Origin of the sequence: Sphingobium sp. WCS2017Hpa-17 (genome assembly GCF_031843765.1) — a bacterium.
GTDB lineage: Bacteria > Pseudomonadota > Alphaproteobacteria > Sphingomonadales > Sphingomonadaceae > Sphingobium.
On record NZ_JAVTIV010000002.1, the window covers coordinates 502,530 to 526,282 of the forward strand.

15 protein-coding genes are annotated in these 23,753 nt (G+C 64.4%); 8 read left to right on the forward strand and 7 right to left on the reverse strand.

Annotated elements, in window-relative coordinates; translation table 11 throughout:
- Positions 1-51: 51 nt before the first annotated feature.
- Together RQH62_RS06395 and RQH62_RS06400 are read right to left on the reverse strand one after the other, a co-directional pair.
- Positions 52-1,467 (reverse strand): amino acid permease, encoded by a 1,416-nt coding sequence (locus RQH62_RS06395; protein WP_311267911.1) that lies wholly within the window; start codon positions 1,465-1,467, stop codon positions 52-54.
- A 19-nt stretch (positions 1,468-1,486) separates the two neighbouring features.
- Complete coding sequence (locus RQH62_RS06400; RefSeq protein WP_311267912.1) at positions 1,487-2,143, reverse strand: GntR family transcriptional regulator; 657 nt, start codon at positions 2,141-2,143, stop codon at positions 1,487-1,489.
- A gap of 268 nt (positions 2,144-2,411) precedes the next feature.
- On the opposite strand from RQH62_RS06400, the gene RQH62_RS06405 reads away from it, so the two are divergent.
- Both RQH62_RS06405 and RQH62_RS06410 read left to right on the forward strand, forming a co-directional pair.
- Entirely contained in the window at positions 2,412-3,632 is a 1,221-nt protein-coding gene (locus RQH62_RS06405; RefSeq protein WP_311267913.1) for an FAD-binding oxidoreductase, read from the forward strand.
- A gap of 9 nt (positions 3,633-3,641) precedes the next feature.
- Complete coding sequence (locus RQH62_RS06410; protein WP_311267914.1) at positions 3,642-4,832, forward strand: Xaa-Pro peptidase family protein; 1,191 nt, start codon at positions 3,642-3,644, stop codon at positions 4,830-4,832.
- Here RQH62_RS06410 and RQH62_RS06415 read toward each other — a convergent pair whose 3' ends face one another.
- The 4 genes from RQH62_RS06415 to RQH62_RS06430 are packed head-to-tail and all read right to left on the reverse strand — an operon-like array spanning position 4,833 to position 13,375.
- The gene (locus RQH62_RS06415; protein WP_311267915.1) at positions 4,833-6,326 is read right to left on the reverse strand and encodes a peptide MFS transporter; all 1,494 of its coding nucleotides are present in this window, start codon (positions 6,324-6,326) and stop codon (positions 4,833-4,835) included.
- Positions 6,327-6,330: 4 nt separating this feature from the next.
- Positions 6,331-8,283 carry an Svx/AvrXca family virulence/avirulence protein gene (locus RQH62_RS06420; protein WP_311267916.1) on the reverse strand — a complete coding sequence of 651 codons (1,953 nt, stop codon included), beginning with the start codon at positions 8,281-8,283 and terminating at the stop codon, positions 6,331-6,333.
- A complete protein-coding gene (locus RQH62_RS06425) occupies positions 8,283-11,024 on the reverse strand; it encodes a DUF5695 domain-containing protein (RefSeq protein WP_311267917.1) in 2,742 nt (913 codons plus the stop codon). Before RQH62_RS06425 ends, RQH62_RS06420 begins: the two co-directional genes overlap by 1 nt.
- Positions 11,025-11,035: 11 nt before the next feature.
- Positions 11,036-13,375 carry a DPP IV N-terminal domain-containing protein gene (locus tag RQH62_RS06430; protein WP_311267918.1) on the reverse strand — a complete coding sequence of 780 codons (2,340 nt, stop codon included), beginning with the start codon at positions 13,373-13,375 and terminating at the stop codon, positions 11,036-11,038.
- 139 nt (positions 13,376-13,514) lie between these two features.
- Here RQH62_RS06430 and RQH62_RS06435 point away from each other — a divergent pair, with 139 nt between their 5' ends.
- Complete coding sequence (locus tag RQH62_RS06435) at positions 13,515-14,273, forward strand: FadR/GntR family transcriptional regulator (RefSeq protein ID WP_311267919.1); 759 nt, start codon at positions 13,515-13,517, stop codon at positions 14,271-14,273.
- Positions 14,274-14,315: 42 nt separating this feature from the next.
- Here RQH62_RS06435 and RQH62_RS06440 read toward each other — a convergent pair whose 3' ends face one another.
- Positions 14,316-15,812 carry a CoA-acylating methylmalonate-semialdehyde dehydrogenase gene (locus tag RQH62_RS06440; RefSeq protein ID WP_311267920.1) on the reverse strand — a complete coding sequence of 499 codons (1,497 nt, stop codon included), beginning with the start codon at positions 15,810-15,812 and terminating at the stop codon, positions 14,316-14,318.
- A 103-nt stretch (positions 15,813-15,915) separates the two neighbouring features.
- Between RQH62_RS06440 and RQH62_RS06445 the strand changes: the two genes are divergently transcribed.
- The 5 genes from RQH62_RS06445 (at position 15,916) to RQH62_RS06465 (ending at position 23,615) form a co-directional block, all read left to right on the forward strand.
- The gene (locus tag RQH62_RS06445; RefSeq protein WP_311267921.1) at positions 15,916-16,803 is read left to right on the forward strand and encodes a LysR family transcriptional regulator; all 888 of its coding nucleotides are present in this window, start codon (positions 15,916-15,918) and stop codon (positions 16,801-16,803) included.
- 96 nt (positions 16,804-16,899) lie between these two features.
- Complete coding sequence (locus tag RQH62_RS06450) at positions 16,900-19,269, forward strand: glycoside hydrolase family 127 protein (RefSeq protein ID WP_311267922.1); 2,370 nt, start codon at positions 16,900-16,902, stop codon at positions 19,267-19,269.
- Entirely contained in the window at positions 19,266-20,291 is a 1,026-nt protein-coding gene (locus RQH62_RS06455; protein ID WP_311267923.1) for an Ldh family oxidoreductase, read from the forward strand. Before RQH62_RS06450 ends, RQH62_RS06455 begins: the two co-directional genes overlap by 4 nt.
- The gene (locus RQH62_RS06460) at positions 20,288-22,060 is read left to right on the forward strand and encodes a DUF885 family protein (protein WP_311267924.1); all 1,773 of its coding nucleotides are present in this window, start codon (positions 20,288-20,290) and stop codon (positions 22,058-22,060) included. The genes RQH62_RS06455 and RQH62_RS06460 overlap by 4 nt, the downstream gene beginning before the upstream one ends.
- A complete protein-coding gene (locus RQH62_RS06465; RefSeq protein ID WP_311267925.1) occupies positions 22,050-23,615 on the forward strand; it encodes a family 43 glycosylhydrolase in 1,566 nt (521 codons plus the stop codon). The genes RQH62_RS06460 and RQH62_RS06465 overlap by 11 nt, the downstream gene beginning before the upstream one ends.
- Positions 23,616-23,753: the final 138 nt, after the last annotated feature.

Here is a 23,753-nt window from a genome sequence, read left to right on the forward strand (position 1 = left end):
TCTCCTCAGTGGATCAATGAAAAACGACAATGGAAAGGGAGGATGTGGCCGTCAGGCGGCCGCTTCCTCCTGCCGGGCGCCGCTACGGCTGCGGCTGTAGAGACAATAGAAGAGCAGGCCGATCACGTTCCAGGCGCCGAAGCGGATCAGCGTGGATTCTGGCAGGCTGAATAGCAGATAGGCGCAGCCCAGGATCGTCAGCGTGCCCACCACATAGGGTTGCGGGCAACGGAACAGACGCGGCAATTCGGGGGACCGTCGGCGCAGGATCATCAGGCAGGCGCCCACTGCCATGAAGGCGATCAGCGTGCCGGCATTGGCCAGCTCGGCAATCTCGTCCAGGCGGAAAATGCCGGCGACCAATGCGATCGACACGCCGGTAATCAATGTGATGCGGGTCGGCGCGCCAGTGCGCGGGCTGATCTTGGCCAGACTGCGCGGCAGCAGCCCGTCACGCGCCATGACGAAGAAGACGCGGCTCTGGCCATACATCATCACCAGGATGACGGAGGGCAGGGCAATGACGGCGGCAAGCGCGATCAGATGCGCCGCGACCGGCTGGCCCAGTTGGCGCAGCACCAGCGCCAGCGGTTCGGGCGAGTTGGCAAGCTGCTGGAAGGGCAGGGCGCCGACGGCCGCGACGGCCACGCCCATATAGATGATGGTGCAGACCAGCATCGACCCGATGATGCCGATGGTGAGGTCACGGCCCGGATTCTTCGCTTCCTCTGCCGATGTGGCGACCGCGTCGAAACCGTAGAAGGCGAAGAAGACGATCGCCGCCGCCGCCATCACGCCGCGTTTCTCGCCGCCGATTTCGGTACTGGCAAAGCCATAGGGCATGAAGGGGTCGAGGTTGGTGGACTGAAAGGCGGGCAGCGCCATGGCCACGAAGATCGACAGCGCTACCAGCTTGATGATGACCAGGATGATGTTGAGCGTTGCGCTTTCGCGCGTGCCGGCGATCAGCATCCCCATCACCGCCAGCGCCACCATGACGGCGGGCAGGTTGATGATGCCGCCGCCATGCGGCCCGACCAGCAGCATATGGGGCAGATGGATGCCCGCCGATTGCAGCCAGCCGACCAGATAGCCCGACCAGCCGACCGCGACGGTCGAACAGGCCAGCGAATATTCCAGGATCAGGCTCCAGCCGACGATCCAGGCGATCGTCTCGCCCATGGCGGCATAGCTGAACGTATAGGCACTGCCGGCCGCCGGGATCAGCGTCGCCATTTCGGCATAGGCGAGCGCGGCGCAGGCACAGACGGCGCCGGCTATGGCGAAGGCCAGGATGACCGCAGGCCCGGCGCGTTCAGCGCCCACGCCTGTCAACGTGTAGATGCCGGTGCCGACAATCGCGCCGACGCCCAGAGCGATCAGATGCGGCCAGCTTAATGTCTTGGCCAGACTATGCCCGGACTCGCGCCTTGCGAGTGACTCGATGGATTTGCGTGGTCCGAGCATGAAGTCCCCTATTATATGGTCATTGCGTGTGGCTGGCGGCGAGTTGCGCGCGCAGGTCGTCCAGCGTGCTGGCAATATGGCTGGTCAGCAGCGCCTGCACTTCGTCGGCATTGCCGGCGAGCCAGGCGTCGAGCAGCGCCTGATGTTCTTCATGGGCGCGGTCGCCACGGCCGGCCGGCTCCAGATGTGCCAGCACATAGCGTTCCGCCAGCACCTCCAGCCGCTCGACCAGTTGCGTGGTCAGCAGTCGTCCGCCCGGCCGCACCAGCGCGACATGGAATTCCCGGTTGCGCACGGCAACGGCATTCAGGTCGTCATTGGCGGCCGCGTCCAGCAGCTTGAAGGCGTCAACCGCCGCCTGCTTGTCTTCGTCGGTCGAGCGCGTGCAGGAAAAGGCGGCGGCAGCCGGCTCGGTCGCCAGGCGCAAAAGGTAGATTTCCTCTGCCTGGTCGGCAGACATGGGGCGCACGAACCAGCCGCGATTGGCCTGACTGGTCAACAGCCCTTCATGCTCCAGCCGTGCGAGCGCTTCGCGCAGCGGAATCTTGCTGACGCCGAGTTCGGCCGCCAGTGCATCCTGCCGCACCGGCTCGCGGTCGGGCAGCTTTCCTTCGATGATCCGCTCTCGGATCACCTCGAAAATACGTTCGGAAAGCGTGCGGACGACGATGGTCACCTGTCTGTCTCCATATAGGGCGCTGCGACGCAGGAAAAACGCGTCGCAACTCGACCGTATACGGTAGATAATCGTCTATTGCACTGCAAAAGCGCGACTGTTGTCCGTCTGTCCAATAATGTCATAACTCCCATGCGCGGCGCGGCTTTGGCCGGCTGCAAGCTGGAGGAAGGACGAAATCGGGTCATGATCGGCTTTGGCCTTGTGCGCTATCTGCTCAGTCGATATACCGTATACGATATTGAAGAGGCGATGCAATGGAGTTTTTGTGGGGCGCGTAGCGATAGTGGGCGGTGGAGTGGTGGGACTGGCCACGGGGCTGGCCCTGCTGGACGCCGGACAGTCCGTAATCCTGATCGATGACGATGCGGACGGGCAGGCGGCGTCCTGGGGCAATGCCGGTCATATCGCGGTCGAACAGGTGGAGCCGCTGGCATCGCTGGCCTTGCTGCGCAGTGTGCCGCGCCGCCTCTTCTGGCGCGGTGGCGCATTGGACTTCCCACTGTCGGCAATCGGCGCGTGGTTGCCCTTTGGCCTCCGGCTGATGACGGCGGCGCAACCGGCGCGGTTCCGGCAGGGCAGCGATGCCCTGCGCGGGTTGCTGGCGCAGGCGATGCCGGCCTGGGAGGCGCTGGTCGATCGGATCGGCGAGCCGGACCTGCTGCGGCAGGATGGCCATTATGTGCTGTGGCACAGTGCGCAATCGGCGGAAACCGGCCGCGCCAGTTGGGCGGCGGCCGATACCGGTACAGCACAAGTGCATGACGTGGCCTTGCCGGAACTGGCGCAACTGTCCCGCCTCACCAGTCGACCGATGGCGGGCGCGATCCGCTTTTCAGGCAGTGGCCAGATCGCGGACCTTTCCGCCCTGCGCCTCGCCCTTCGCGCGGCCCTTGTTGCAGGTGGCGGCGAGATTGTCGGGCGCAGTGCCACTTTGCGCCGCACTGGCGGTCGGGTTGAGGTGCCCGGCATCAAGGCCGACTATGTGATGGTCTGCGCCGGCGTCCGTTCCCGTCCGCTGATGGAGGCGCTGGGGCATAAGGTACCGATGATCGCCGAGCGCGGCTATCATATCCGCGCCGATGCCGCCGACTGGCCGGCCGACCTGCCGCCGGCGGTGTTCGAGGATCGCTCGATGATCGTCACCCGCTATCGCAACTGCGTGCAGGCGGCTAGCTTCGTCGAACTGGGCCGCGTCGATGCGCCCGCCGACCCGCGTAAATGGGAACGGCTGGAACGGCATGTCGCGGAACTGGGCCTGCCGATCCGTGGCCCCTTCACCCGCTGGATGGGCTGCCGCCCGACCCTGCCCGACTATCTGCCGGCCATTGGCCGATCGGACAAGGCGGACAATCTATTTTATGCCTTTGGGCATCAGCATCTGGGGCTTACACTGGCGCCCATCACGGCGCAGATGATAACGGCGCGGGTCACGGGAAAGGCGCCACAGCTGTCCAACTCGTTGTTCGACATTCGGCGTTTCGCATAAGGATAAGATATGATTGGTGGATCAACCGCGCAGGTCGAACTGGATCGCCTGTACCCCTGGACCGAGCGTGCTGCCCCCATAGCGGCAGACGAGCGTCTGGCGCGCATCGACAAGGCACGAGCGCTGGCCGACGGCATTGGTGCGCAGGCGCTGCTGGTCAATGCCGGGGCTTCGCTGCGCTATTTTTCGGCCGTGCCCTGGGGGCAGAGCGAGCGGCTGGTGGCGATGCTGCTGCTGCCGGGGCGTGACCCGATCATCATCTGCCCGCATTTCGAGATCGGCACACTGGAGGCGGATCTGGCGATAAGCGCCGATATCCGGTCATGGCAGGAGGATGAAGACCCGGTCGCGCTGGTGGTCGACGCGCTGGCAGAGGCTGGCGTGCGGATCGTGGCGGTCGACCCCGAACTGCCCTTCCACTTCGCCGAGCGGCTGCGCATCGCAACGTCGGCGGCTCTGGTCGATGCCACCCCGATCATCAGCGGCTGTCGCATGGTCAAGTCCGCCGCCGAACTGGCGCTGATGCAGCAGGCGAAGTCCATGACGTTGCAGGTGCATGCCGCCGCTGCGCGCATATTGCGCCCCGGCATAAAAGCGAGCGAGGTGACGCGCTTCATCGATGAGGCGCATCGCCGGTTGGGGGCGAAAGGCTCCAGCTTCTGCATCGTGCAGTTCGGCGAGGCGACCGCTTACCCCCACGGCCTGCCGGGCGACCGCGCGCTGGAAGAGGGCCAACTGGTGCTGATCGACACCGGCTGCACGATCCAGGGCTATCATTCCGACATCACCCGCACCTATGCCTTCGGCGCGGTGGACGATCAGGCGCGCGATATCTGGGCGCTGGAGAAGGAAGCGCAGCAGGCGGCGTTCGATGCAGTCGTGCCCGGTGCGCCCTGCGAGAGCGTGGATGCGGCGGCGCGAGCGGTGCTGGAGAAGGCGGGGCTTGGGCCGGACTATCGCCTGCCGGGCCTGCCGCATCGCACGGGCCATGGCATCGGCCTGTCGATTCATGAACCGGCTTATCTGGTGCGCGGCGACAAGACTACGCTGGCGCCGGGCATGTGTTTTTCCAACGAGCCGATGATCGTGGTGCCGCGGCGCTTCGGTATCCGACTGGAGGATCATTTCCACGTCACCGAAACCGGCGCGCAGTGGTTCACCCAGCCGCAGGTGGCGATCGACCGGCCTTTCGCCGAATAACTAGCGAGGTGCGGGGCGCAGCAGGCGTTGCGCCCCGATATTGATGACCAGCACCACCGCGCCGATCGTCGCGGCCACAAGGCCGATGCGCAGATAGGCGTCCAGAATGATCGCGCGGTCGCCGCCATTGGCGCCGCCGCCCATCGCTTCGATCACCGAGGCGATCACGCCCGCGCTGAAATTGCCGGCTGCGGTGGCGAGGAACCATGTGCCCATCAGGAAGCTGAGCATATGGCGCGGGGCGAAGCGCGACATGGCGGAGAGGCCGACTGGCGACAGGCACATTTCGCCGATCGCATGGCAGAGGAAGAGCAGGAAGATGAAGGCCAGCGGCACCTTCTGATCGGCCGGCACCCACTGCGCCAAGGTCATCAGCACGAAGCCGCCGCCGACCATGATGATGCCGAAGGCGAAACTGCTGATCGGCGTGGGCATTCGGTCCGCCTTCGCAAGCCGCAGCCACAGCGCGGCGAAGGGCAGAGCGATCAGACAGACGAAGAAGGGTGGCAGTGCCTGAAAGACCGAAGCCGGTACTTCATGGCCGAAAACCATGCGGTTTACATGATGGTCGATGAAGAGGCTGAGCGAGGAGCCGCTCTGTTCGTACAGGCCCCAGAAGACCGGCTGGATGAGGATGAGCGCCAGCGCGTAGAGCAGCTTGCGGCGCTCCTCGCCCTCCAGTCGGGCGAGCGCGATCCAGACCAGCAGCAGGCCGATCGCTATGCCGCCGACCGCGAGCAGCGTGCCGGTCAATTTGGGCGATATCAATAGCAGCCAGCTGAGCAGGGTCAGCGGCAGGGTGAGGCCATAGATCAGCCATTCGCGCTTTACGCCAAACACCGGCTCCGCCAGTGCCGCCGGATCGGGCGCTTCGCCGCCGCCCAGCAGATGGCGCTTGCCGCGCGCGAAGACGATGACGCCGGCGATCATGCCGATCGCCGCTGCGCCAAAGCCATAGCCCCAGCCCAAGGTTTCGCCCAGAATGCCGCAGATGACCGGACCGATCGCGCCGCCCAGATTGATGCCCATGTAGAAGAGCGTATAGGCGCTGTCCCGGCGGGGATCATGGGCCGCGTAGAGCTTGCCGACCAGCGCCGAGATATTGGCTTTCAGGAAGCCGGTGCCCACGACGATCAGCGACAGCCCGATCCAGAAGACCGCCTGTGCCGAGGCGCCGAGGGCATCCTCAAGCCCGAGGGTGATATGGCCGCTGGCGATCACCAGCCCGCCGAACAGCACCGCCTTGCGCTGGCCCAGCCAGCGGTCGGCGAGATAGCCGCCGATCATGGGGGAGAGGAAGACCAGCGCCAGATAGGCGCCGTAGAGCAGGCCCGATTGCTCGCCCGAATAGAGGAAATGGCGCGTGAGGTAGAAGATCAGCAGCGCGCGCATGCCGTAGAAGGAGAAGCGTTCCCAGAGTTCGGTGAAGAAGAGGACGTACAGCCCCTTGGGATGACCCCAGAGGGTTTCGGCTGCCGGCTGAGTGGTTGTCATATGGTCAGGGAATCCAGCGATAGTCGGGCTTGGCGGTGACTTCGGGCACGGGGGCGGTCAGGTCCGCGCCGCGCTTGGGGTCTTTGCCCGACTCCTGATCGACGAAGCCGTAGGAGACGCCCTTGTCGAACTGGCCGCCGCGATGTTCGACATCGCCGATCGTCTGCGCTGTGCCGGACAGGATGATCCCCTTCTCATATTCGCCGATGCCGAGCATCGAGGTGGCTGCGCGGGCGTGGCCGCGAAGGATGGTGTCGCCGCGCAGGACGGTGAGGCCGGCGATGACGGCGTCGTCGTGCAACTGCGCCTGGTCAGAGACGACGGCATGATCCTCGACCCGTGCCCGGTTGGCGACCATGCCGGAGAGGACGCGGGCATAGGGGCCGACATAGGCGGTGGCAGCGACCTTTGCGTCGGGCCCGATCCAGCCGCCGCCATTGGGATGGCGATGGCCGCCGGAGATGGGGGCGGGCGCATCGGGCCGGGCGCCGCCCAGCTCCACCATCCAGGGATAGCGGTAGATGGAATAATAGGGTTGGTCCCAGGGGATTGTCTGCATCTGCGAGGGGGTGGCCATGACGACGAGATAGAGGCCCTTGTCGTCTGGGCGGATGGCGATGGCCGTCTGGGCGCGGGCGCCGCGCTGGAGCGGGCTGTAGCGGCTCTTGCCGTCCGCGCCGACCGCGACCACGCCCCAGCGCCAGTCGGAGGCTGGCGGTGGGATGGTATCGGGTTCGTCGGCTAGGCCGGGCAGTTTTGTGGTGGCCGATGCCTGTTGTACTATGCCGCGGAAGCTGACGGCGACGCGGGTCTGGCCGGCATCGGGGGTCAGCCTGACGATATTATAGCCCCAGCGTTGGGGCGCCCAGAGGTCCGGCACGGCGTAGCGACGCTTGTCCGTGTCGATCGGGTCGAGCACGGTTGCGGCCAATATGTCGGGGCCGCTACTCTGGTCGTAGCCGCCATAGTTTCTGCGATAGACGGTGCCATTGGCATAATCCCAATTGGCATTGTGCAGCGCCCAGTCGCCGAAGGCGTCGTTCAACTGGTCCTGCGTCCAGCCCATGTTTGAGCGGAAGACAGTGAAGGGGTCGGCGGTCAGGCGGGCGGGGTCGTCCTTGCCGGGCGCATTGCGCCACAGGGCGTTGACGGCATCATAGCCATGGCGGTCTTTCAGATATTCGAACCATTGCCAGTTGCAGTAGCGCGACCGGGTCGAGCCATAATAGAGGTGCGGATATTGTTTGAGCAGCACCGAACAATGGGTGTTGTCGCGAAATTCGGGCAACTGGGTGGTCATCCAGTTGGCATGGCTTTCGAACATCCAGCCGGTGTAGGGCGAATCCATCAGGCGGCCGGTCGCGGCCTGAAGGGCGTGGGTCAGTTCATGGGCGAGGCCGAACCGGTCCCTGAGCGCGCCCGGCCCGATCCACATGCCCATATGGCCGAGCGAGTCCGTGCCGCCGGTTAGGCCATAATCGACGCCGATATAGGCATTGACCTTGTACTTTGTGGCATCGCCGCAATGGGGCGTCGGGAAGCCCAAAGTGTCGATGAAATAAGACCAGACATATTCCAGATGCGTGGCGGCGGCCTTCGCATCGGCGGGATCGACGGTGCCGGGCTTCCAGTGGAAGGCGACATGGGCGCTTTCCATCTGGAGGGGCAGGGCGCCATTGACCTTGTCGCCCGGATCGGTTGCGGCCACGGTCCAGGGGGCGGTGGCGCAAATAGGATTTCCGGCGCTTAACTTCGCATATTTCCCGCTAGTTTCGACATTTTGTTGCGCCGGGCTGATCCTATCGGAAAGTGCCGCGCGACAATCACCTCGCGTGAATATAGCAGTCGGACCGGCAATAGGACAGCGATCCGCCATGGGCCGGGGCAGGGCAGCCAGCGCCGCGCCCCCCATCGTCAGACCAAGAGCTGATGCGAGGAGGGCGCGGCGCATCGTCATCAGCGCGGCGTCAGCGTGATGCGGGTGGCGGTGGCGCTGAGCGGGATGGCGTAGCCGCCCCGGTCGGCCGTGCCGCCGCTGAACACATAGGGCTTGCCGTCTTTCGTCGTCGTTTCGAACAGGAGGCGCGCCTTGGCTGTGGCGGCGTCGGCGGGATCCAGCGTCAGCACGACCTGACCCGACGCGCCGTCATAATCGGCGCTGGCGATGCGGCCGGCCTCCAGCGTGATCCACAGGCCCGCGGGCGCAATGAACAGGCGGCGGCGTGCGCCGTCCTGCGGGACGATATGGATCTTGCCGGCGTCATCCGTGACCTTGCCGCCGAAGCCGAGCCAGCCCAGATCCTTGTCCTTGACCGCATAGGTGGCCGAGGCGATTGCATGGCCGTAAAAGCCCATGCCATAGTCGCCGCTGATCGCATCCCACTTCATCATATCGGGCCAACTGTGGAAGGCGGCAGACCCGAAGCCCTTTTCGTCGATATTGGTGATGCCGCCCATCATGCCGCCATAGGCGACGCGTAGCAGGTGCAGATCGTCCGGGTTCTGGCGATAGGCGTCGAACAGCGGCACGGCGTTGAGCGCCGAGCCATAATGGTGAATCTGTCGCTCGATCCGCGATACCTTGCCGCCATAGAGGAAGTCCCAATAGCGGCGGGCATTGCCATTATAGCCCCAGCTCGGAATAGTCGGATCATAGCCAAGGATCACCTCCTTGGTGACGTCGGCCTGCGGCTGGTAACCGAAATAGCGCATCCAGGCATAGACTTCGGGCTGGCCGGTCGAATCCCACGCCATTTCGCTGCCGAAGGGATATTTGAGCGTGCGCCAGTGATCGGCGCGGCCCTTCATCAGCTTCTCCATTTCGGCCGCTTGCGCGGTCAGGCCTTCGCGCTTCAGGTCTTTCAGGATGTCGAGGAAGATGTCGCCTTCCATCTGGCCGAACTGCGCATAATAGGGCGCGTCGCGCATCATCGCGACCGAGGTGCGGTAGGCCCAGTCGAGATAGAAGCGCCAGTCATGCTGCTTCACCAGCCCCTGATTGTCGCGGGCGAGGCGATAGAGCACCCAATGGCCGATCGCGACATGGGGATAATTGTAGGACCGGCCGAGATCGTCCGAATCCTTCTTCGACCAGGCGGTCCAGTTCTTCCAGTTGATCGTCGGGTCGTAATAGTCCGGGAACTCCTTCGGATCATAATAGAAGAGGCTCTTCTTGACCGCGCCGGCCTGAGCGCCTTCGGCCACCTGAAGATGGCCGAGCACGGTTTCATTGACCATGCGTTCGAGCTTGGCGACTTCCTCCGCATTGGGGTTGTCGAGCTGCTTGATCGCGGCGGCGACCCAGCTGCCTGCGCCGCCCTCGTCGCTCATGCCGGCGACCCAGACGCGGCCGTCCTGCGTCAGGATCTTATTCTCTTCCCGGTCATAGGAGAGGATGGCGGGCGAGCGGTGGAAGGGATCGTCCTTGCCCTCGAACCATTGATTGGTGGTGGTGAAATGACCGATATCGGCCATCACCTGCTCCAGCGGCTTGGTGATATAGTAACTGACCGTCTGCGCCTGCCCATCGGCATAGGTGATGGTCAGGCGCGCCTGACCCCAGCCCGACGCCTTCACATCATAGCGCGCCGAGCCGGCGCTGCTTTCGACCGGCGTGGCGGTGAGGGCGCCAGCGGGGAAGCTTTCGATCTTTGCGACCGGGCTGGCGGATTTGAGGTAGAGGCTAGCCGACTGGTCGGTGGGCACGACATAGCCGGGGATGCCGACCGCGACCGGGCGCTTGTTGGCGACCAGCGTATCTTCGATCGCGCGGATGCTGGGCGACGTGACGAAGCGCAGGCCGATGGTGCGGCTCTGGCCGGGCGCGAGCGTGATGCTGGTCGCGTCATTCCATTGCGGGCCGGCCTTGGCCCATTCCTTCTCGACAAAGCCCTTGCTGGCGACGGTCCAGTCGTAAAAGCCTTCGGAGACCTGCGTGCGCGGGCTGCGGTCGGTGAAGATATCGTCCTTGGGCGCGGCGCGGGCTTCGAGGACCGGGCGGTAGGCTTCGAGCGGCGTGTTCTTCTCGGGCAGGACCAGCAGCGCAGGCCCCTGACCGTTGAGGCGTGTTACCTGCAAATAGCCGGCGTCGCGGCCGATATAGGGATCGACGAAGCTGGCCTGCGCATGGGCCTGATCTAGATCACGGTCGAGGATGATATTGTCGAACACCATCGGCATGCCGAGCGCGCCGATTTCGACGGGGGCGTTGCTGCTGTTGACCAGCGTGAAGCGCAGGGCGAGGACGCCATTATCATTGACCCACTGGCGTTCGACACGCAGCGGGATGCTCGCGCCCATCGACGCGGTGATATCGGCCGCGGCCAGTACGTCGCCGCGCGCAACCAGCTTGACGATGGGCTTGCGGACATGGGCGGAGGAAAAGTCCTGCCACGCGCCATCGCCGCTCTTCAGGCGGAGATGGAGGTCGCCGATATGGACATAGCCGTCTGCCGCGCGTTCCGCTTCGCGGGCGGCGGGGACATAATCGAACGCCGCGTCGCCGCTGGGTGAGAGGTGCGCCAGCGTCTGCGTATCGGTGCGCAAGGCCAGATCGAAGGTAGGCGTTTTGTACGCCGTCTTCGCGATCGGCGGGAAGACCTTCTTGGCGGGCTGGGCCTCGGCGAAGGCGGCCTGCGCCGGGATCATCGCGGGCACAGATGCCAGCAGCAGGGCGATCAGGGGGAGCTTCTTGATCATGGTCGTCCTCGTCATTTCGCGGCGGGGGTGCGTGCGGTGAGCGCTGGCGGGGTTTCGCCCAGCAGGTTGAGCGTGAAATAGTCGCGCAGCTTCTTCCAGAAGAAGGGCTGGTAGACGCGATGGGTGGTGTTGGGCAGGACGACCAGATCGACGTCGCGCCCGGCATCCATCAGCGCCTTGGCAAGGCGGAAGCTTTCCGTCACCGGCACATTATCGTCGATGTCGCCGTGGATCAGCAGCAGCTTGCCCATCAGATTGCCGGCGACCGACATGTTGCTGTTGCGCTCCCACGTCGCTTCGTCCGGGTTGCCCATGGAGACTTCGGGCCACCATGTCTTGTCGAGGCGCAGGTCGTGATTCCCCGAGGAGGAAACGCCGACCGTGAAGAAATTCGGTCGCCGCAGCACGAAGCGGGCGGTGTCGTAACCGCCGGCCGATCCGCCGAACACGCCGACGCGGGTGGCATCCATATAGGGATATTTGGCGGCCATCTGGCGGATGAGGCTGATATGATCGTCCAGCCCGACTTCGCCCAGATTCTGATAGGCGGGCAGGCGGAAGACCTGACCCCTGCGCGAGGTGCCGGTGCCGTCGATCATCACCACGATGGCGCCGATCTGCGCCACGGCATTGCCGGATACGCGGTGGGCGTCGTTCCAGGTAGCGGGGACGTCGGTCGTGGTCGGGCCGGTATAGACATTGTCGATGATCGGATAGCTGCGTTTGGCGTCGAAGTTCGCCGGGCGGAAGATCATGCCGTAGATCGGCGTATGGCCGTCCGCCGCGATGCCCTGAAAGGGTTCGGGCGATGTGTAGCCGGCCGCGCGCAGGCGGCTGTCATCGGCGGTGGCGAGGTCCATGACGATCTGGCCTGTCCGCCCGTCGCGCAGCACGGCATGGGTCGGGCTGGTGGGGCTGGACATCTGATCCACGATCCATCGGCCGTCGTCGGACAGGGTCGCGTCATGATCGAGCGGTTCGGGCGTCAGTTCGGTCGGGTCGCCGCCGGTCAGCGATATGCGATAGAGGGCGCGCCAATAGGGGTTTCGGGCCTTTTCCCGGCCGACGCCGGTGACGACGAGCGATGATTTGTCCCTGGCGACATGGTCGACCGACAGCACCTCCCATTCCCCCCAAGTAAGCGGTTTCCCGCCATCGGGCGCATCAGGGGTGACGAGATAGAGCTGCGCCCAGCCGGACCGTTCGGAGATGGAGAGTTCTCCGCCCAGGTCAGGCGCGGGCAGGATCATGCTGGAGGTGACGGTGACGAGCGGCTTGACCGCTTCATGCGCGACGATGCGCGCGGCGCCGGTGTCGGGATCGGCCTGATAGACGGCCTGTTGCTTATAGCCGCGTTCGGTCCAGAGGATGCGCGGCTTGCCGTTTACCCAGCCCATGTCGGGCGGTGAGGGGTAGAGGATGGATTCCGAGGGGATCGCCAGCGGCACGATCTTCGCCTTGCCCGCCTTCATCGCCTGTTCGATATCGATGACAAAGCGGGTCGCCTGCGGCAGCTTTTCCGCGCCGGCGAGCGGATAGACATAGGAGAAACTGCGCGGGTAAAATTCGCCCGGTGGGTTTTGCTGGGTGATGGAGAGTTTCTTCACATCGCGCGTGTCGAGCCGCCAGCTCAGCAGATAACGGCCATCGGGCGACCATGCGCCGGAGACGGGCATGTCGGGTTCTTCGGTGCCGGCGCGCAAGATATCGGCCAATTGCGGGATGGAGCGGCCATAGGGCTGCTCGCGGGTGCCGTCGGTGGTGAGGGTGACTTCCTTGCCGCTCTTTATGTCGATCGCGATCAGATTGAAGTTGCGCGCGACGATGCGGAAGCGGCCGTTGGGGGAGGGGAGGGAGAGGTCTTCCTTCCGTTGTTCCTCGATGATCTTTTCGGCTTTGCCATTGGCGGCGAGGGTCCAGCGGCCATCAATGGCAGCGAAACGCAGGGCCTTGTTCGCCGGGTCATAATCGACTTCGGCGATATGGGCGGCGTCTACATCGATGCTCTTTCCGGTCGCGGTGCTCAAAGCGGCGAGCAACTGCGCGGTCGTTGCCACCTGTGTCTTCGCGAGCGTCGAGAGGTCGACATAGACATAGCTTTGCGCAAGGCGGTTGCCGATGCGGTAGAGCAGCCCCTTGCCCTCACCGACGAAGCGCGGGGCGACGTCGGCATTGTCGATCAGGTCGCCCAGGCCCTGGCCGTTGAACTTGTCCGACAGGGCATAGCGCGCGCTGATGGTCGGCTGGGCGACGGCCGGCGTGACCGGGCGTGCGGCGGCCGGTACCGACAGGGCGATGGCGCAGGTCAAAGCCAGCAGACTGATGCTTTTCGATACGGGATAAGGGAGCATGCCCACGGCGGCGCGTACCTATATTGTCATGAAAGAAGGCGCAGTCATGGCCGTAACAAGACTGGTCGTCAACAAGATTATACGATATAAGATCGGTCTTTTCCCCGTGTCCTTATCGGTGTAGCGTGGGATGAACGATATGGATTGGATGGCAGGCATGAATGACGGGCGGCTGGATCGGGACGGTGGCATCGGCACGCCGATCGTCATGGGCCGCTTGCATCATGTGGTGGCGCACCGGCTGGCGACGCAGATCGTCAGCGGCGCCTTGCCCATCGGCCATGTCTTTCCAGCCGAGGTGGACCATGCCGAAACATTGGGGGTGTCGCGATCGGTGCTGCGCGAAGCGTTCCGCATCCTGACCGCCAAGGGGCTGGTGAGCAGCCGGCCCAAAGCGGGCACAAGAGTCAATGAACGGCGCCAGTGGAGCATGCTCGATCCCGATGTGCTGGCCTGGCAGATCCAGTCGGAACCGAGCGAGCAGTTTCTACGCGACCTGTTCGAACTGCGCATGATGGTGGAGCCGCACGCCGCCGAAATGGCCGCTACTCGCCGCAGCGAAGGGCAGTTGATCGACATGGCCAATGCGCTGGATGCGATGGAGCGCTATACGCTGGCGACGGAGAAGGGGCGCGCCGCCGATCAGCGTTTCCATGGATTGCTGATGGAGGCGGCACAGAATGAGCTGCTTTTCTCGCTGTCCAGCTCGATCATGTCGGCGATCGCCTGGACCACGGCGACCAAGCAGCGGGTGCAGGAGGCGCCGCGCGATCCGATGCCGGAGCATCGTGCGCTCTATAAGGAAATCGCCGCGCAAAATCCGCGTCAGGCGCAAAGGGCAATGCGCACGCTGATCGAACTGGCGCTGGCGGACATGCACGTCGCCCTGCGCCGCTAACACCAGAAAAAGGGGAGATCCGATGATCCCCCCTTTCGATTCTTATTTCATCGTCGGGATGACGAAGCTCTGGTCGATCACCGACCCGCCGCTCGGCCAGCGCTGCGTGACCTTCTTGGTGCGGGTGTAGAAGCGGACCCCGTCGACGCCATATTGATCGAGATCGCCGAAGCCCGACCGCTTCCAGCCGCCGAAGCTGTGATAGGCGACCGGCACCGGGATCGGCACGTTGATGCCGACCATGCCGACTTCCACTTGGGCAGCGAATTTGCGGGCGGCGTCGCCATTGCGGGTGAACAGCGCCACGCCATTCCCATATTGATGGCGTGTGGCGAGGCCGACGGCTTCCTCGAACGTGTCGGCGCGCACGATCTGGAGCACCGGGCCGAAGATTTCCTCCTGATAGCTCTTCATATCGGGCGTCACGCGGTCCAGCAGGGTCGGCGCGAGGAAATAGCCTTCCTCATAGCCCTGAAGCGAGAAGCCGCGGCCATCGACGACCAGTTCGGCGCCTTCTTCCACGGCGAGGTCGATATAGCCTTCGATCCGCGCCTTGTGCTGGCCGGTGACGACGGGGCCATAATGGGCTTCTTCGTCGGTCGAGATGCCGACCTTCAGCTTTTCGATCCCGTCGATCAGCCGTTCGCGCAGGGTTTCGGCGGTCTGCGCGCCGACTGGCACCACGACGGGGAGCGCCATGCAGCGTTCGCCGGCCGAGCCATAGGCCGCGCCCAGAATGTCGGCGACGGTCTGATCGAGATCGGCGTCGGGCAGGATGATACCGTGATTCTTTGCCCCACCCATGCACTGCGCGCGCTTGCCCGCCGCGGCCGCGCGCTGATAGACATAGTTGGCGATGTCCGACGAGCCGACGAAGCTGACTGCCTTGATGTCCGGATGGTCGCAGATCGCATCGACGATGACCTTGTCGCCGTGGACGACGTTCAGCACGCCCTTGGGCAGGCCAGCCTCGACCAGCAATTGCGCCAGACGTACCGGCACGGATGGGTCGCGCTCGGACGGCTTCAGGATGAAGGCGTTGCCGCAGGCCAGCGCGACGGAGGACATCCACAGCGGAATCATGGCCGGGAAGTTGAACGGCGTGATGCCCGCGACCACGCCCAGCGGCTGGCGGAGCGAATAGACGTCGATGCCGGGGCCGGCGCCTTCGGTATAGTCGCCCTTCAACAGATGCGGGATGCCGCAGGCGAATTCCACGACCTCCAGGCCGCGCTGGATATCGCCCTTGGCGTCCGACACGACCTTGCCATGTTCGGAGGCGAGCAGTTCCGCCAACTCCTGCATATTGTCTTCGATCAGGCCCTTGAAGGCAAACATCACGCGGGCGCGGCGCTGCGGATTGGTGGCGGCCCAGTCGACCTGTGCGGCCTTGGCATTGGCGACCGCCCGGTCGAGCAGCGAGACTTCGGCGAGTTCTACCTGCGCCTGTACCTGGCCGATGGTCGGGGCGTAGACATCGCCCAGCCGGCCGGGTTCGGATACGGTTTCACCGTTGATGAAATGGCTGATCAAACGCATCGCTGCTCTCCTTGGCTATCATGGTCTGGTTGCGCTGGCATGGCTTTTAGTCCATGCAAATTGACACAGGAACCTGCCAAATTGCCGATAGGGCTGTGCAAAAATGTCTACACTGGATTGGGATGATCTGCGCCTTTTTCTGGCCGTGGCCCGCGCGGGGCGCATGGCGGGTGCGGGGCGTCGGCTGGGGATGGACCATAGCACGGTCGCGCGCCGGCTGACCCGGCTGGAGGCGCTGGTGGGCAGCCGGCTGCTGGATCGCGGGCCGCGTGGCGTGCAGTTGACGGAGGCAGGCCAGAAGCTGGTCGATCATGCCGAACGGATCGAGGGGGAGGTGGTCGCGGCGACGGCGACGCTGGGAGGCAGCGATGCACGCATTTCCGGCGCCGTGCGGCTGGCGACACCGGAAGCCTTCGGCACCTATCTGGTCGCGCCCTATGCCCATCGCCTGCATCAGACCCATCCCGACCTGCGGCTGGAACTGGCACCGGAGCCGCAACTGGTCAGCCTGGCCAACCGGGAAGCGGATGTCGCGATCCTGCTGAATCGGCCGACCAGTGGCCCCATCGTGGCCCGGCACCTGATCGACTATCGGCTCGGCCTCTATGCCTCGCGATCCTATCTGAATGCGCATGGCCCCATAAGCGCCGACCGATTGTCCGATCATCCCTTCGCCTGGTATATCGACGCGCGGATCGACATTCCCGAATTGCGGTTTCTGTCCGAAGTGTCGGCAGACGCGGTCCCGGTTTTTCGTTCCACCTCCATCGCCGCGCAGCATGCGGCGGTTGCCGGCGGGCTGGGGCTGGGCGTGCTGCATCTTTTTGCGGCGGAGGATGATCCAGATCTGGTGCGGCTGTTGCCGGAAACGGTCGAGGTCCGGCGCAGCTACTGGCTGGCTATCCATGCCGACCAGCAGCGATTGCCCCGTGTCCGTGCGGTGGTCGATTTCCTTCACGCCATGGTGGAAGAGGCCCGTTCGCGTTTCTGAGCGGGGGTAACATAGGGCATGGCCAACAATAAGGATTGACAGCAAGACCCTTCACTCTATCATATAGTATACGATATTCGGTAGGAGTGTTTAGCAATGAAAGCCAATCGTCGCGAGTGGCTGGCAGGGGTCGCTGCCCTTGCCGTCTGCGCCGTCCCGTTCAAGGGGCTGGCCGCGATCGCGCCCAAGATTCCACTGCGGGCCAAGCCGCTGCCGCTGACCGATGTGCGCCTGCGCCCGTCCGATTATGCGACCGCGGTGGAAGTGAACATCGCCTATCTCCTGTCGCTCAGCCCCGACCGGTTCCTGCATAATTTCCGCAAATATGCCGGGCTGGAGCCCAAGGCGCCGATCTATGGCGGCTGGGAATCCGATACGATCGCCGGTCATACGCTCGGCCATTACATCACCGCTTTGGTGCTGGGCTGGCAGCAGACGGGCAATGCGGAATGCCGCCGCCGCGCCGATTATATCGTCGATGAACTGGCGCTGTGTCAGGCGCAGCGCAAGGATGGCTATATCGGCGCGCTGGGTCGCAAGACCAAGGACGGCCAGATCGTCGATGGTGAGCAGATTTTCCCCGAAGTGATGCAGGGGCAGATCAAGTCGGGTGGCTTCGACCTGAATGGCAGCTGGTCGCCGCTCTACACCGTCCACAAATATTTCGCCGGTCTGCTCGATGTGCATGGCGCCTGGGGCAATGCGAAGGCGCTGGCGGTCGTGACCGGCCTGGCGGGCTATTTCGAGACGGTGTTTGCGGCGCTCAACGATGCGCAGATGCAGGAATTGCTGGGCTGCGAATATGGCGGCCTCAATGACAGCTATGCCGAATTATATGCCCGCACGGGCGACGCGCGCTGGCTGGCGGTGGCCGAGCGCATCTATGACCGCAAGGTGCTCGATCCGTTGGTGGCGCAGGAGGACAAGCTGTCCAATTTCCACGCCAATACGCAAGTGCCCAAGCTGATCGGCCTCGCGCGCATCCATGAACTGACGGGCAAGGAAGAGCCAGGTCGAGCCGCGCGCTTCTTCTTCGACCGGGTGACGCAGCATCACAGCTATGTCATCGGCGGTAATGCCGACCGCGAATATTTCTTTGAGCCGGACACGGTGGCGCTGCACCTGACCGAATCCACCTGCGAACATTGCAACAGCTATAATATGCTGAAGCTGACGCGGCATCTTTATGGCTGGCAGCCCGACGGGGCGCTGTTCGACTATTATGAGCGGGCGCACCTCAATCATGTCATGTCGGCGCAGAACCCGGCCAATGCCGGCTTCACCTATATGACGCCGATGATGAGCGGCGCGCCGCGCGGCTATTCGCAGCCGGACGAGGACGCTTTCTGGTGCTGCGTCGGCTCCGGCATGGAAAGCCACGCCAAGCATGGCGATTCCATCTATTGGGAAGGCGACGATACGCTGTTCGTCAATCTCTACATCCCGTCGGAGGCGCAGTGGAAGGCGAAGGGCGTCGGCCTGGCGCTGGATACCGAATATCCGTTCAAGCCGGATATCAAGCTGACCATCGATGCGGTGAAGCAGGGGGCGTTTGCGCTGGCGCTACGTATTCCCGGCTGGGCCAATGGCCGCTTCGGGTTGACGGTGAATGGCGCGCCGGTGTCGGTGAAGCCCGCCAATGGCTATGCGGTCGTCACGCGCCGCTGGAAGAAAGGCGATGTGGTGGCGCTGAGCCTGCCGCTCGACCTGCGGCTGGAGGCGGCGCCGGGATCGCCCGACGTGGTGGCCGTGGTGCGCGGGCCGATGGTGATGGCGGCGGACCTTGGCCCGGCGGAAATGGACTGGACCGGGGTGGAGCCGGCGATGGTCGGGGAAGATCCGCTGGCGGCCTTCGCGCCGATCGTGTCGGATCGTCCGCGTTACCGCACGCAGAACATCATCCGCCCGGCGAACCTCGCCTTCGTGCCTTTCTACAGCCAATATGAGCGGCGCAGCGCGGTCTATTTCAAGCGTTTCTCGGAATCCGCGTGGAAGACCGAGGAGGCCGCTTTCCTTGCCGAACAGGCGCGGCAGAAGGATCTGGCCGCCCGATCGATCGACATCATGCATCTGGGCGAGATGCAGCCCGAGCGCGACCATGCGCTGACGTCGGAAATCAGCTATCCCGTCTCCTATCGTGGGCGTAATGGCCGCGATGCCCGCTCGGGCGGCTATTTCGAATTCGCCATGAAGGTGAAGCCCGGCCCGCTGCTGTTGCAGGCGACCTACTGGGGCGGGGAGCGCAAGCGCAGCTTCGACATCATGGTCGACAATGTGAAGCTGGCGACGCAGAGCCTGGACAATGACAAGCCGGGCAAGTTCCTGGACGTCGATTATCCGATCCCCGAAGCGCTGACCAAGGGCAAGACCAGCGTGAAGGTGCGCTTCGTGCCGCATGATCGCAGCTCGGCCGGGCCGGTGTTCGGCGTGCGCCTGTTCACCGCCAAGCCGGCGACCGCCGCATGAGTGACATGGTTGTAATGACCCTTGGGCAAGCGGATGCGCTGGCCCGCAAGGTGCTGGAAAGTCGGGGGCTGGCGCCCGACCATGCCGCCTCCGTCGCGCGGACGATGGTGGCGGGCGAGCGGGACGGTTGTGCGTCGCATGGCCTGTATCGCCTGCTGGTCGCGGCCAATTCGATCGAGCGTGGCGTGGTCGTGCCGGACGCCGTTCCGCTGGTGAGCGAACCGGCCGCCGCGCTGGTGCGGGTCGATGGCAAGGGCGGTTTTGCGCAACTGCCATTCGAGCGGGGCCTGCCGCTGCTGATCGAGAAGGCGCGCAAGTTCGGCATTGCGGCGCTGGCGCTCAACAATGTGGTGCACTTTGCTGCGCTCTGGCCGGAGGTTGAGGCGCTGACCGATGCCGGGTTGGTGGGGCTGGCCTTCACGCCCAGCCATGCCTGGGTTGCGCCGGAGGGCGGGACGAAGCCGGTGTTCGGGACCAATCCGATCGCCTTTGGCTGGCCGCGTCCGGGCGGGCATCCCTTCGTCTTCGACTTTGCTACCAGCGCGGTGGCGCGGGGCGAGATCGAACTGCATCGCCGCGCGGGCAAAACGATTCCGCCTGAATGGGGCTATGACGCAGAGGGCCATCCCTCGATCGATCCCAAGGCGGTGCTAGACGGGGCGATGCGCACCTTTGGCGGACATAAGGGATCGGCGCTGGCGGCGATGGTCGAACTGATCGCCGGGCCGCTTATCGGCGACATGACCAGCGCGGAATCCATGGCGGCCGATGAAGGCCGCATGGGATCGCCGATCGGTGGCGAACTGGTGATCGCGATCGACCCGGCCGGATTCCTGGGCGCGAGTGTCGAGGATCATCTGGGCCGCGCCGAGGCGATGTTCGACGCGATCACCGGGCAGGGCGCGCGTCTGCCGGGCGCGCGGCGCTATGTCGCGCGGGCGCAGTCGGATGCGGAAGGCGTGCGCATCCCGGCGCAATTGCATCGGGACATTATGGCTTTGCTGGAAGGGGAAATGGCGTGACGAACTTTGGCGGCCGGGTCTGGCTGCTCGCCGGCGCGGCGTTCATCAGTCTGGCGGGGCCTCTGGCGCAGGCCCAGCCCGCAGTACAGTCGGCCGACAAGGCGTTCGAGGCGATCTATACGGCCGAATATGACTGGCGGTTAAAACAGTCCGGGCCAAGTGAGGATGGTCCCAAGGATCAGGCGCTGGCGCTGCCCGATGTCGGCCCCAAGGCGCAGGCCGCGCGGCTCGCCCGCTGGGAGCAGGTGGAGAAGCAACTGGCGGCGATCAAGGTCGACCAGTTGTCGCCTGAGCAGAAGATCAACTTCGCCGTCTACAAGGGGCAGATCGACGCAATGCTCGCCGAGCAGCGCTATCGCGATTTTGAGAAGCCGCTGAACGCCGACACCAGCTTCTGGGGCGATCTGGCCGGTTGGGCGCGCGATCCCGTGCGCGATGAAGCCGGCGCGCGGCGCTATATTGCCATGCTGCGCGACATCCCCCGTTTCTACGACCAGCAGATCGCCAATATGCGGGCTGGGTTGAAGCGCGGCTTCACCCCGGCGCAAATCACATTGCAGGGCCGTGATATCGGCGTCGAGCAGGTGGCGAAAGCGAAGAGCGTGGAGGATAATCCCTTCTACGCGCCGTTCAAGGCGCTGCCCGCGACGATCCCCGCCGATGTGCAGGCGGCGTTGAAGGCGGAGGGGCAGGCCGCGATCACGCAGGCGGTGGTGCCGGCGCACCAGAGCCTGCTGACCTTCCTGCGGCAGGACTATATTCCGGGTGCGCGCAAGGATCTGGCGGCCTATAAATTGCCCGACGGCAAGGCCTATTATCAGTCGAAGATCCGCGAGTTTGTGACGCTGGACAAAAGCCCGGCGCAGATCCACCAGATCGGCCTCGATGAAATGGCGCGCATCCGGGGGCAGATGGGCGAGGTCATGAAACAGGTCGATTTCAAGGGCGACCTGCCGGCTTTCCTCACCTTCCTGCGCACCGATCCGCAATTTTATGCCAAGACGCCGCAGGAATTGCTCAACCGTGCCGCCTGGATCGCCAAGAGTTTCGATGGCAAGGCATCGCAATATTTCGGCCGCATGCCGCGCATGCGCTTCGCGATCAAGCCGGTGCCGGGCGATATCGCGCCCTTTTATACTGGCGGGCGCGGCGGGCCGGGCATCTATCTAGTCAACACCTATAATCTGCCCTCGCGGCCTTTCTATTCGCAGGTCGCGCTGACGCTGCATGAAAGCGCGCCGGGCCATGCGATGCAGATGCCGCTGGCGGCGGAGAATAAGGAACTGCCCGCCTTCCGACGCGACACCTATCTGTCGGCCTATGGCGAGGGCTGGGCGCTCTATTGCGAGGCACTGGGCGAGGATATGGGCATGTATGAAACGCCCTATGACCGGTTCGGCATGCTGAGCTATCAGGCGTGGCGCGCGTCGCGGCTGGTGGTGGATACCGGCATTCACGCGATGGGGTGGACCCGCAAGCAGGCGCAGGATTATCTGCACGATAATACGGCGCTGTCCGATCATGAGATCGAGACGGAGGTGGACCGCTATATCGCCTGGCCGGGGCAGGCGCTGTCCTATTATATGGGCGAGCTGGCGTTCGTCGATGCCCGCAGGAAGGCCGAGAAGGCGCTGGGGCCGAAGTTCAACATTCGCGCTTTCCATGACGCAGTGCTGGCGCTGGGCGCGGTGCCGCTGCCAGTGATCGACCAGCGGGTCGACCAGTTGATCGCCGATGGTGGCAAGGGGCCGTATCCCGATGAGGAGTAACCTGTTTGCCAGTCTGGCGCTGATCGCGCTGGTCGCTCCCGTCCATGCGCAGGAAGCGCGCCAGATCAGCGTGCCGGGCAATCCCATATTGGCCGATGGTGATTATTATTCGGCCGATCCGGCACCCTTCGTAGCGGACGGGGCGCTGTGGATCGTCGCGGGGCGCGATCAGGCGGCGGCGGACGTCAACGACTTCGTCATGGGGCAGTGGCAACTGCTGAAGACGAACGATCCGAAATCAAGCAAATGGACTCATTATCCCGACATCATCCGTCCGGAAAATGTCTTCGCCTGGGCGGAGGAAGCGCGCGCCTATGCCGGGCAGATCATCCAGGGGCCGGACAAGCGCTATTATTTCTACGCCCCGGTGCTGGAGAAGAATAGCAACGCCAAGGATCGCTTCGCCATCGGCGTGGCGGTGGCGGACAGCCCGACCGGGCCGTGGCGCGATGCCCATCCGTCGGGGCCGATCCTGTCGCAACATGTGCCGGTCGCCAAGGATATCCAGAATATCGATCCCACCCTGCTGATCGACGATGACGGGCGGGTGTATCTTTATTGGGGCACGTTCGGCCAGTTGCGCGGCATCGAGCTGGAACGCGACATGGTGACGCTAAAAGGCGGGGGCCAAGCGATAGAGGGGCTGACCGGCTTTTTCGAAGCGCCCTGGATCATGAAGCGCAAGGGCATTTATTACATGCTCTATGCGGGAAACAAGGCGGGGCCGACATCGGACTGTACCCCGGCCGTCTATCATGCCTGCATCGCCTACGGGACCGCGCCTGCGCCCATGGGGCCGTGGACCTATCGCGGCGTGGCGCTGAAGCCGGTATCGTCCACCACGTCCCATCCGGGCGCGGTGGAGTTTAAAGGGCAATGGTATCTGGTCTATCACACCGCCGACGCGAAGGATGGCGGCCATTTCCGCCGCAGTGTCGCGATCGACAAGATGGAATGGGACGATAGCGTGACGCCGGCGCGCATCAGGACGGTGGTGCCGACACGGCGACCCCAGCCGCCTTTGCCGCCGACCCGCAATATCGCACGGGCGGCGTCCGCCACGGCCTCCAACGAACCGCTGCCGGTGCAATATTGGATCAAGGCGCTGAACGACGGCGTCACCAAGGCCGCGCCGTTGCCGCCCGACCTGTGGGGCAACTGGTCGCCGAACAATCCTGCGACGCAGTGGATCGAATATCGCTGGGACAAGGATGTGACGATCGACGGATCGCGCCTCTGGTTCTGGAACGACCAGCCGGCCGGATCGGGCGTCGGCGTCGCGCCGCCGGCGGCCTGGCATCTGGAATATTGGCAGGGCAAGGGCGGCTGGACCGCGGTGCCGGGCGCGGGCAGCTATGGCACGGCGCCGGGCGGGTTTCAGGCGGTCAGCTTCCCGCCGATCCGCACCCGTTGCCTGCGTGCAGTGCTGGAGGCTTCGGGCGACGGCAAGAGCCATGCCGGGCTGGCCGTGCAGGAATGGGAAGTGCTGGCGCCCAAGGCCGTGCCGCCTGTGGTACGCGATCGGGACTCGAAACCGGCACCGGGTTGCGGCTGACGCGACAACGAGTTGGACAGGTGATCGGGATAAGGGGCGCGGGGTAACCGGCGCCCCTTTTTCTTATCTTTCAAAGATTTGATCGCAAGCTGCGCTCTTTCTGCAACTTTGTTGCCGAAAGATTGCAATGGCCTTGAC